Below are 9846 nucleotides of genomic sequence, written 5' to 3'. Positions count from 1 at the left end.
ATCATCATAAGTTAATTTCATAATAAAAACACCCCAAAAGTTAGATTTTTTCTGTCTAACTTTTGGGGTGCAGTTCAAAATCAGCGTTTTTCTTATGTATTGATTCGTATTGAATGCTTACTTCACCTCTGTAATTGTCAAGTATTAAACCTATATTTCTTTTAATATTTTACCAAATAATTCTTCTAACTTCCCTAAGTCTCCATAGACAGTTCCGTCCATATAAAGGTTGTAAACTTCATCATCTTGTTCCACTCGTATTTGTGCAGAATACCCTTTTGATAATGCTAAGGAACGAATAACTTCTCGTTGAGTTCGTCCATTACCTTCTCGAAAGGGATGGAAATAATTAAGATTATCAAGAATTTTTGCTAAATGTTTAATGATCTCATCTTTTGAGTTGGCAGTTTGATAATAGGAGTGAATGAGATGATTTATATAGGTTTCTGCAGCATTAAACGACTGTATCGACATAAAAGGATTACCACTTTTAGAGATATTCACCTTGCGATATTGTCCTGACCAGGCATAAACATCCTGAAACAAATAGTTATGAATGGCTAAAATATTACTCATGGAATAGACTTCAATGGCTTTCAAGCGCAAGTCTGCAAGTCTTTTAGTAACGAATAAGTGTTCATTTCGGTAGGCTTCTTCAATATTTGTAACATTTTGTTTATTGATTAAGACTGTGGAATTTGGATAGGTATATTCGTGATTAGGGTCAATGTACTTATAGCTTTCGTATTGATTTTTAACCAATATTCAATTCCTTTCGTCTATTGACAACATAAGTTTTTAAATCAATCACATCTTGAACAGTAGGTTCATAATTTTCAATCATTGATGATCCAATAGCATACCAGACGGTATCGAAATCTGAAAAATTATCAAAAGGAATCCCTAAAATTGTTAATTCTTCTTTATTTACATCAAGAGTCATGTCACATCTCCTTATATAATGTTACCTTTATTATACCATAAAATCGGTATTTTACCTAAAGGGATAGAGACTATAAGATATATTATGTTTAATGTAGATTTATGATAAAATAGTTTTATTATGAAAAGAAATAACAGAGGTATAGCATGGAGCCATATATTACAGAAGCTTTAGTAAAAGCAGGGTTGAATTGGGAACTCTAACATTTAAGGGAACAACAACACTAGTGAATAGTAAAATTCAATCATTAAAGGAAGAACGTAACGCCGATAAATTACGAAATACTTATGATGAAATTGTAAATGAGTTACTTTCGGAACGAGAACAGGCAATCAGAATTGCTCAGGCATATAAAGAAGAATATGAAAAAGTACATATTGATGATAAAGATATTGAGTATTTGCACAACACTTTAGAACGGGTTATTTCTCTTCTATCTTCATTTACTAATGTTGAAGATGGGAAAGAAGATTCAATGAAACAATTGGTTGCTCTACTTAATAAGGATACTTTAAAGACTATGCAACTATTAGGATTTAATTACAAGGAGGCAATAGGAGAACCTTTAACGGAGGTTTGCTCAAATGCTATAAGAAATAAATTAGGAAGTCTATCATCTAATAAAAACGTACGTAACAAAAAATAATTGAACCAATGGTGTGAACTTTTTGGTAAAATCTAGCTCAATTTGTGTATTTTTAGGGTAAAATTCACACCATTCAACTGAAATTGATTCAAATTAGATGAAATTTTGTTTTCTGTAAATGTGGGAAAACATTGATTTTAAGCGGATATTGAAACTTATTCAAATAAAAGTGTTTCCAACCAGGTCTTAAGAAAGCTCGTAAAGCATCACAATTTAGTAAACGTTAATTCGAAAGAATTATTATACTTAGAAAGAGCACCTTTTGGGGTGTTCTTTTTTATGCTTCCATACTAAATTGGTGCAATTGACACAGTTGTTGCTACTTTAGACGCTTACAAATGTGGCTACAATCTGACAAAGTCAGTTGCCTCAAAACGTTAATCAACACGATTATATCAACGTTTCGAAACACTTCATGGTTCACACCAAGGAGTGTTTGCTTCTCTCATCTTCTCACGATATCTCTCATATGGTATAATGAGGTAAGGAATGTTTCTCATTTCAGACGAGTTTATGGTGTTCAAGGGAAACCTACCTGAATTGTCAAGGAGCTAGTGTCCATTGCTCGGATTGGGCGTTCTCTCGTAGTTCATTTGATTCTAATTGCTTAGAAAGCATCTGGTGTGGGAGAACATTGTGATTTCAATGCAATGTCTCGTATGCTAGGTAGGAAAATTGGAATACAGGATAAGTTAGTAGGTGAGAAGAGTATTTCTGTTAGCCTCCTTCCTATACATGTTAACAGCTATCCTCGATAAAAGGAGATTGTAGATTGATTTTATTAGTGTTAGGGATTTTGGTTTTGCTCATTCTAATTTTTAAAAGGAAACAGAAAACTGGTAAAAAATCTGAAGGAAATTCCAAGAATAAAAATTGGATATTAATAGGTTGCTTATCCGTAGTTATCCCCATTGCAATCCTAACGGTGATTAGCCCTGTTCTTTCTCTAATGGATATGTGGGGGCTATTTGCCCATGTAAGTCGAACTGAGATTGAGCAAGCTGTGCATCGTTCTTATCAAAATTACGGTCTTACAGGACAGTTTGAGTTAGAAAAATACGAGAAAAACTATACAAGCGAGGGAGGATTTATAATCCATGGTACCTATAGTGAAACTATAGCTGGTAAAACCTATCAGGCTAAGAGTCGTTTCGAATACTATACTCGTTTTTCTTCGGAAAATAAAACATATAGAAAGACAGATGTAGAGGTTGATTACAAAAATTATAAAAAAATTTATAATGTTTTCCCAGAATTAGCCTATTTAGGGATTGAAGTTAGTCCAGGCACCAGCGAATTTTTAAAAACACTGGACAGTTCAATCAAAGATCCTCAACTGTCTGATTTGAAGTATCAAGGTATTCGTTTTGAATTTAATAGCCAATCTGACAATATCCATCTTTATAATGAAATATTAGAGGAAAATCAAAGTAAGGGCCAAGCTCTGCAAGGAATGTATCCCATGGATGCTCAATATCTTTTCCAAAAAGAGATTTTTATACCGACATTTGAATTTCAGTATTTCGTTCCAAAAGAAAAAAGAGATCTCTTATACTATGACTATCTTAAAGAGTTTGAGACGCTCATGAAGGAATTTTTTGCTAACCAACCCTTGCCAAGAGGTCTTTATGCTGTAAAGATTGCTAAATATAAAGAGGATAAACTTGTCAATGATAGTGGTGTATACTATGTGAGGATTGAAAATCGTCAAGTTGTAAAGCTGTTACAAAAATTAGAGTAGGAGTCGCTAGGGCTAGGTCAGTCTAACAATATTTTTACTAAGAAGAGAAGGGGGAGATTTGTTAGCTTATCCAAGATTTTAGCTGGAGTCAACATACAAAAAATTGAGTGTGGATAATGATGGGAGGGGATTTGAAATGATCAGTTTAGAGTTGCTGTCTGAAGAAAATAGTCTAGATGTCTATTCTTTTGAAAAAGAAAATCGGGAGTATTTTGAGCGAAATTTACCTCCTAGACCAGCTAACTATTTTGATTTAGAAGATTTTAAAGAAATTACAAGGGAATTGTTAACGGAACAAAGGAATCGTGATGTCTATATGCATCTTATTAGAGATTCGCAAGGTGTTATGGTCGGGAGAATTAATTTAAGTGTTTTAGAGAATAATCGAAAAACAGCAGAGCTTGGGTATAGGATTGGGGAAAATGTTAGCAATTTAGGTTATGCAAGCGAAGCGGTTAAACTCGTTTTAGACAAGGCGTTTACTACTTATGGTTTTAATAGAGTCATTGCAGGAACGGCAAGGGATAATCTGGCTTCTCAGAGGGTGCTTTTAAAAAATGGCTTCACCTTTAGTAGGGTTATAGAAAATGACTTACACATTCATAATGAGTGGGTTCATACAGCAGTATTTGAGATAAGGAGACCATAATATCATCATTTCCAGTCTATTAACAAGGTTAATGGAGTTATATTCTTTCCAGACACTCAAGAATTTTCTCTTGGATGTCTTTATTTGTTCAGAAAGGATAAGATTATCTGTTAAAATTTGATTTTCCCAGTGGACAATCGTTCACTTTTTTTATATAATAAAACTAAACCAAATTGGTTGATTTTTGAGAGTGTGAATTCAATCGTCGATTTGTCTTTCTAAGGGAGATAATGTCCATTAAAGCATCACACTAGGAGGTGAATCATGTACCAACCAGAAAAACTCAAGGCTCGAAGAAAAGAGTTAAAATTGACACAGAAGGAAATTGCAGAGGAGTTGGGGATTAGTTTTCAGGCTTATTCGGCTTGGGAACGCGGGGTCAAGGAACCATCCAAGGAAAAGGTGGCCCAGTTAGAAAACATTTTAAAAGTACCCAAGGGCTATTTCACCCAGATAGAGATTGTCCGTCTCTACCATAGCCTCTCCAAGCAAGGGAAGGAAAAGGTTGTACTCTATGCTCGCAACCTAGCTCAAGAGGAAGAAGCTCAGAAAGTGACGACTATGCCAGAGCGGCTTTACGAGTACCGTGTCTACGAACGTATGTCAGCAGGTATTGGGGCTTCGGTTTACGATGACCAGAATTTTGATACTGTTTACTTTAATGAGGAGTTGGCTCATGATTTTGCGTCCTGGGTGTCTGGGGACTCCATGGAACCCAAATACCAAAATGGTTCGGTGGCCCTGATTCGAGAGACAGGATTTGACTGTGATGGGGCGGTTTATGCAGTGGTTTGCAACAACCAGACCTATATCAAGCGGGTCTATCGAGAGGAAGATGGCCTGCGTCTGGTCTCTATCAATCCTAAATACAAGGACATTTTCATCTCCTATGAGGAAGATCCTCGGATTGTAGGGATTATCGTTGGGAACTTTGTGCCAATGGAGGGTTAGCCTATGGGCTACTTTGATTATTCCAGAGAGCCTAAAAGTGACATTGCCTTTGTTGATATGAAATCATTTTATGCCAGTGTCGAGTGTGTGAAAAGGGGCTTGCATCCGCTGAAAACTTCGCTTTGTGTCATGAGTCGCGCGGATAATTCAACTGGCCTGATTCTAGCCTCCTCTCCCCTCTTTAAGAAGATTTTTGGCAAGTCAAATGTTGGCCGGGCTTATGATTTGCCTTTTGATATTAAGACCCGCAAATTTTCCTACTATAATGCTCGAAAGCAAGGGTTACCTACCGATTCAGACTATGTTCGCTACATCGAAGATTGGGCTCAAGTGACCTTGATTGTGCCTCCTAGGATGGATGAGTACATAGCGGTCAATATGGAAATCCAACGAATCTTTCAAAATTATGGCAGTCCAGATGATATTTATCCCTACTCTATTGATGAGGGCTTTATCGACCTGACTAGTTCACTTAATTATTTCATCCCAGATAAGAGTCTCTCTCGCAAAGACAAGCTGGATTTGCTTTCTGCTCGCATTCAGAGGGATATTTGGAGGCGGACAGGGATTTACTCTACAGTGGGCATGTCAAATGCCAACCCTTTAATGGCCAAGTTGGCTCTGGATAATGGAGCCAAGCACACTCCGACCATGAGGGCCAACTGGTCTTACCAGGATGTGGAAGAGAAGGTCTGGGCCATTCCAAAGATGACGGATTTTTGGGGAATTGGCAGGCGGATGGAGAAACGCTTGCATACTCTGGGGATTTTTTCCATCAAGGAATTGGCAACCAGCAATCCAGATCAGCTAAAGAAAGCTCTCGGTCAGGCTGGCCTGCGTTTGTGGTTTCATGCTAACGGGATTGACGAGAGCAATGTTCATAAGTCCTATAAAGCTAAGTCCCAAGGTTTGGGAAATTCTCAAATCTTGCCGAGAGACTACGTGAAGCTAAGGGATATTGAAATTATTCTCCGAGAAATGGCTGAGCAGGTGGCTATTAGATTGAGAAGGGCGGGTAAGAAAACAACTCTTGTCTCTATCTATCTTGGTTTCTCTAAACAGGAGGTCAGGCCGTCTATTCACACACAAATGAAGGTCGAACCTACCAATAATACTGCGGTCTTAACGGATTATGTTTTGAAGCTATTTCATAATAAATACACTTCTGGAGCGGTTAGAAGTGTCGGAGTCAACTATTCAAGCTTTGTAGACGAGTCCTTTGGTTTTATATCTCTCTTTGATGATGTTGACAAGTTAGAAAAAGAAGAAAGGCTCCAGACGGCTATTGACTCTATTCGGGAAGAATTTGGTTTCACCTCCCTTTTAAAAGCCAATGCACTAGAAGAAACCTCTAGGAGCCTTGCCAGAAGCAAGCTGATTGGGGGACATTCTGCTGGAGGATTAGATGGATTAAAATGATTGATCGTTCTTATTTACCTTTTCAATCTGCGCGAGACTATCAAGATCCAGGTATGCAGAAGTGGATGGGATTTTACCTTTCAGAACATACTAGTTCGCTGAGTGAAGAAAAAAATCGGGTTGATTTTTCAACGGATTTGGCCCCAGTTGAGAAGTTACACCTGCTTTCTCAGCTTTATGTTGGCCAACTAAAGGGAAGTTTTGTGGTCAAGGAAAAGAAGCAGAAAACCACGATTATCGGTGAGGTGAGAGAGTTATCACATCAGATCCTATCTATTAGGACAAATGAGGGATATAAGCTGGTAGAGATTGCAGATGTCCTCGAAATTCGACTGTGGGAGGAGGAACTTTATGACTAGAAAAGAGCTGTATGAAAACAAGCTACAGATGGATTATTTTTCAGATAACTATATTCGTTTTGAAGAGGATTTTCAAAAATACTCTGCCATGAACATCCCCTTGACTTTTTTGATTGATGGCATCCTACGAACCATGGCGATGAATCAGAAAAACTACTTTGTCTTAAACAAGGAAAATGCCAAGGATGGGCGGGAGCATCGCTTTTATTTTAGGGTGGTAACGGAAAAAGCGTGTCCCAGAAATAGAACCTATGTATATGCTGGGGTTAAAAATAGTGGTCAGTAGTGCCTGTCTGTGGTAAATGTATCATTTTTCAACACGTCATGTTTCCTATCATGAGGTGTTTTTCTATTTAGGTCAAAATTAATCAAAAAATCTCACTATTCATTAGGCTAAAGGAAACCTAAGCATAGCGAGATTGTAAATTATAGTAGGGATTGTATCGCCTCTTCAATTTGTTTTGGGTCTGTTTTTGAAGAGAAGCGTTCAAAGACTTGCCCATCTCGACCGATGAGAAACTTAGCGAAATTCCATTCGATTCGTTTTCCTAGTGGGCCAGATTTTTGCTCTTTTAACCAGACATAGAGAGGATCTGCTTCCTTACCGTTGACCTTGATCTTGGCAAAACGTGGGAAGCTGGTCTGGTAATGTAGGCTACAGAAGGTATTGATTTCCTCTGCGCTGCCTGGTGCTTGTCCCATAAACTGATTGCAAGGGAAGTCTAAAATCTCAAACCCTTGTTCTTGATAGCGGTCATAGAGTTCTTGGAGACCTTGGTACTGGGGCGTTAAACCGCATCCAGTAGCAGTGTTGACAACCAAGAGAACCTTACCACGATAGGCATCTAGTGGAGTTTCTTGATTGTCTTGGCTCAAAACTGAAAAATCGTATAGCGAAGTCATTGATTGCTTTTCTCCTTCTGTTTGGTATTTTTAGGAGTTTTCTCCTCTTGTAGTGATAGAAATCCGTAGGTCAGGGTTCCGAAGATACTACCGATAATCAACCCATACATCAGGAAAGGAACACTTTTATCGAATTGCATGAGCAACTTCCCGAAATCTGAAAGTGACATCTGCTGAACGAAGACTTTATGAAAGATGAGTAAGGTAAAGAGACTGATCTGAATACCGATAAACACAATCCAACTCCGAAATTTGATTTGGCCTTTGCTGTAGGTTTTGAGGATGATTTCTGACTTGTCATCTTTTTCCAGATGGAGTTCTTTGACGGCTCTCTGAGTTTTTAAGGTAATGAAAAAAATGAGTCCAGAGTAAACATAGGGCATGGCATAGCGAACGGCCTCTATGAAGCGTCCAAATAATAGATAAAACAAGAAGAGGAAGAAGGAAGAATAAACGATTTTAACCATAGAACGGGCACAAGCCTTGTAGATAATCTCTTGTCGGCATTCGTCAAAAGGACCCTGAATGTGAAAGAGATTTCGAAGTAGGCGAGTGGTTAAGTCTTCTTTTTTCATGTTAGTAATCTCCTAAATGAGCGGTTTTACTGACTTTCTTTTACGAATTGATAGAGATAATAAAGATAAGTGATAGAAGAAAGGATAGCGATAGTTAACAGTAAATAGTATTTCCAGCTGATTGAGATGAGCATCAGTTGTGGCAAAGATATAATCATAAAGCATAGTGCTAAGTTGAGTATGCGCGTTTTTTGGGAGTTAATCTTTAGATAAGTCAGTCCTTTGTTAAGGGCTGGAATAAAGACTAGTCCGAGGAATATCTCGCTGATTGGCAAGTTCCCTGAAACGATGATGAAGATGAGCAGAGAACTGAACAAAATATGATAGGTCAGTAAAGTTAGTAATGATTTCATAGGTACCTCCTAATCCTGGTCTTTTTTAGCTCTTGCAATACGAAGTGAGTCGACAATATGCATCATCACTCCGAAAAAGAAAGCTCCCAGTATAGTTTTAAAAATATGTTTTGTATTTAGAAGAGAACTGATAAAATTTGGATTCTCACTTGTTAGGGTATCAATGAGTGGAATTATAAAAAATATCACTGTTCCATAAATCGAACCTGCTTTCAGACCAGGATGACGTAACTGTTTCTTTTCTTTTTTCATGAGTTTTCTCCTAATCCTCATCTGGATCTTTCTTGGCTTTTGCAATGCGACGGGAGATGAGGAACTGTATGCTCGCTCCGAAGAAGATAGAACCAAGAATGCTTGATACACCATTTCTTATAGTGAGAAGAGACTGGAAATAGTCCTGACCTTCACCTATGAGTATACCGAGAAGAGGAGTTATAAAAAACATCCATAGACCAAAGAACAAACCTGCTTTCAGACCTGGGTAGTGTAGTTGCTTGCTCTCTTTCTCACTCAGCATATCTGGTTCAATAGTTGTAATCCCTGTTTTTTTCATTTGGTAGGTGACATAGCCAGCAGCGATGAGGGCAATCCCTAAAATCAGAGGAGGATAGATTAGAGCCACTTCTTGAGGGTATTTATAGGCCAGAAGGAGTGGGATAAGATTTCCAAAAATCATCAGATAAAAGAGGACGATAAAGACTTGATTGCCGATACGATCGGCCTCGCGCCGTTTGTATTCATCAAGGGGACCAGAGATACCGTATGTGCGTTTGATCAGTTTTTCAGTGAAGGTTTCTTTTTTCATGAGTTGGCTCCTTTTTTAAAAATTATCCTCCCAAAAGAGACTGTTGAGGTCAGTTTGGAGGCTACGGGCGAGATTGAGACAGAGTTCCAGGGTTGGATTGTACTTGTCGTTTTCAATCATATTGATGGTTTGTCTCGAGACACCGATATCCTTGGCGAGTTCGAGCTGGGAAATGCCCAGTTCCTTGCGAAATTCTTTCACACGATTCATCTGTTCTCCTTTCTGATTTGTGTCGTATATATTTGACCATATTATATTCTTCTATGGAGTGGATGTCAAGCATATTTGACATATTTCTTAAAGAAATCTTACTTGGCTAAATTCCCAAACTAAGTTCCATCGCTAATTCAAGTGGAAGTTAGTCTGATAAAAACCCTAAAAAACAGTGGCAATCCGTGTCAAGGTAAGTTCCACTGGTTTTAATAATGCTTGGTTTTATAGCTTTTGTAGCCGAAAGGAATCGAAAAAAAGAGCGCACAAAATCCTCTCATCTGAAAGCGTT

14 protein-coding genes and 1 pseudogene are annotated in these 9846 nt (G+C 38.0%); 7 read left to right on the top strand and 8 right to left on the bottom strand.

Annotated elements, in window-relative coordinates; genetic code table 11:
- Positions 1 to 150 precede the first annotated feature (150 nt).
- On the bottom strand, positions 151 to 762 hold the full coding sequence (locus M1F37_RS09740) for a Fic/DOC family protein (protein WP_247935659.1): 612 nt from the start codon (positions 760 to 762) through the stop codon (positions 151 to 153).
- Positions 755 to 943: a hypothetical protein gene (locus tag M1F37_RS09735; protein ID WP_000171300.1), complete on the bottom strand. Its 189-nt coding sequence runs from the start codon at positions 941 to 943 to the stop codon at positions 755 to 757. Before M1F37_RS09735 ends, M1F37_RS09740 begins: the two co-directional genes overlap by 8 nt.
- A 146-nt stretch (positions 944 to 1089) precedes the next feature.
- Here M1F37_RS09735 and M1F37_RS09730 point away from each other — a divergent pair.
- The 7 genes and pseudogenes from M1F37_RS09730 (at position 1090) to M1F37_RS09700 (ending at position 6994) form a co-directional block, all read left to right on the top strand.
- Positions 1090 to 1589: pseudogene (locus M1F37_RS09730) on the top strand (hypothetical protein).
- Positions 1590 to 2361: 772 nt separating this feature from the next.
- On the top strand, positions 2362 to 3330 hold the full coding sequence (locus M1F37_RS09725) for a hypothetical protein (RefSeq protein WP_247935658.1): 969 nt from the start codon (positions 2362 to 2364) through the stop codon (positions 3328 to 3330).
- A gap of 136 nt (positions 3331 to 3466) precedes the next feature.
- Positions 3467 to 3979: a GNAT family N-acetyltransferase gene (locus M1F37_RS09720; RefSeq protein ID WP_247935657.1), complete on the top strand. Its 513-nt coding sequence runs from the start codon at positions 3467 to 3469 to the stop codon at positions 3977 to 3979.
- Positions 3980 to 4243: 264 nt separating this feature from the next.
- Positions 4244 to 4930: an XRE family transcriptional regulator gene (locus tag M1F37_RS09715; RefSeq protein ID WP_247935656.1), complete on the top strand. Its 687-nt coding sequence runs from the start codon at positions 4244 to 4246 to the stop codon at positions 4928 to 4930.
- 3 nt (positions 4931 to 4933) lie between these two features.
- Positions 4934 to 6349: a Y-family DNA polymerase gene (locus M1F37_RS09710; protein ID WP_247935655.1), complete on the top strand. Its 1416-nt coding sequence runs from the start codon at positions 4934 to 4936 to the stop codon at positions 6347 to 6349.
- On the top strand, positions 6346 to 6708 hold the full coding sequence (locus M1F37_RS09705; protein ID WP_247935654.1) for a hypothetical protein: 363 nt from the start codon (positions 6346 to 6348) through the stop codon (positions 6706 to 6708). Before M1F37_RS09710 ends, M1F37_RS09705 begins: the two co-directional genes overlap by 4 nt.
- Positions 6701 to 6994: a DUF5960 family protein gene (locus M1F37_RS09700; protein ID WP_247935653.1), complete on the top strand. Its 294-nt coding sequence runs from the start codon at positions 6701 to 6703 to the stop codon at positions 6992 to 6994. The genes M1F37_RS09705 and M1F37_RS09700 overlap by 8 nt, the downstream gene beginning before the upstream one ends.
- Positions 6995 to 7134: 140 nt before the next feature.
- On the opposite strand, the gene M1F37_RS09695 is transcribed toward M1F37_RS09700, so the two are convergent.
- Genes M1F37_RS09695 through M1F37_RS09670 form a run of 6 tightly spaced genes read right to left on the bottom strand, consistent with a single transcriptional unit; the run spans position 7135 to position 9554 of the window.
- Positions 7135 to 7611, bottom strand: a complete 477-nt coding sequence (locus M1F37_RS09695; protein ID WP_247935652.1) for a glutathione peroxidase — start codon at positions 7609 to 7611, stop codon at positions 7135 to 7137.
- The gene (locus M1F37_RS09690; RefSeq protein ID WP_247935651.1) at positions 7608 to 8186 is read right to left on the bottom strand and encodes a DUF3278 domain-containing protein; all 579 of its coding nucleotides are present in this window, start codon (positions 8184 to 8186) and stop codon (positions 7608 to 7610) included. Before M1F37_RS09690 ends, M1F37_RS09695 begins: the two co-directional genes overlap by 4 nt.
- Positions 8187 to 8212: 26 nt before the next feature.
- Positions 8213 to 8539 (bottom strand): hypothetical protein, encoded by a 327-nt coding sequence (locus tag M1F37_RS09685; RefSeq protein WP_247935650.1) that lies wholly within the window; start codon positions 8537 to 8539, stop codon positions 8213 to 8215.
- Between the two features lie 9 nt (positions 8540 to 8548).
- Complete coding sequence (locus M1F37_RS09680; protein ID WP_247935649.1) at positions 8549 to 8791, bottom strand: hypothetical protein; 243 nt, start codon at positions 8789 to 8791, stop codon at positions 8549 to 8551.
- 10 nt (positions 8792 to 8801) lie between these two features.
- Complete coding sequence (locus tag M1F37_RS09675) at positions 8802 to 9344, bottom strand: DUF3278 domain-containing protein (protein ID WP_247935648.1); 543 nt, start codon at positions 9342 to 9344, stop codon at positions 8802 to 8804.
- Between the two features lie 15 nt (positions 9345 to 9359).
- Entirely contained in the window at positions 9360 to 9554 is a 195-nt protein-coding gene (locus M1F37_RS09670; protein WP_001082471.1) for a helix-turn-helix transcriptional regulator, read from the bottom strand.
- Positions 9555 to 9846: the final 292 nt, after the last annotated feature.

Source organism: Streptococcus mitis (genome assembly GCF_023109105.1).
Classification (GTDB): Bacteria; Bacillota; Bacilli; order Lactobacillales; family Streptococcaceae; genus Streptococcus; species Streptococcus mitis_BW.
Note: the sequence above shows the minus strand (reverse complement) of the source record. Positions and strands in the feature narration are given on the sequence as shown.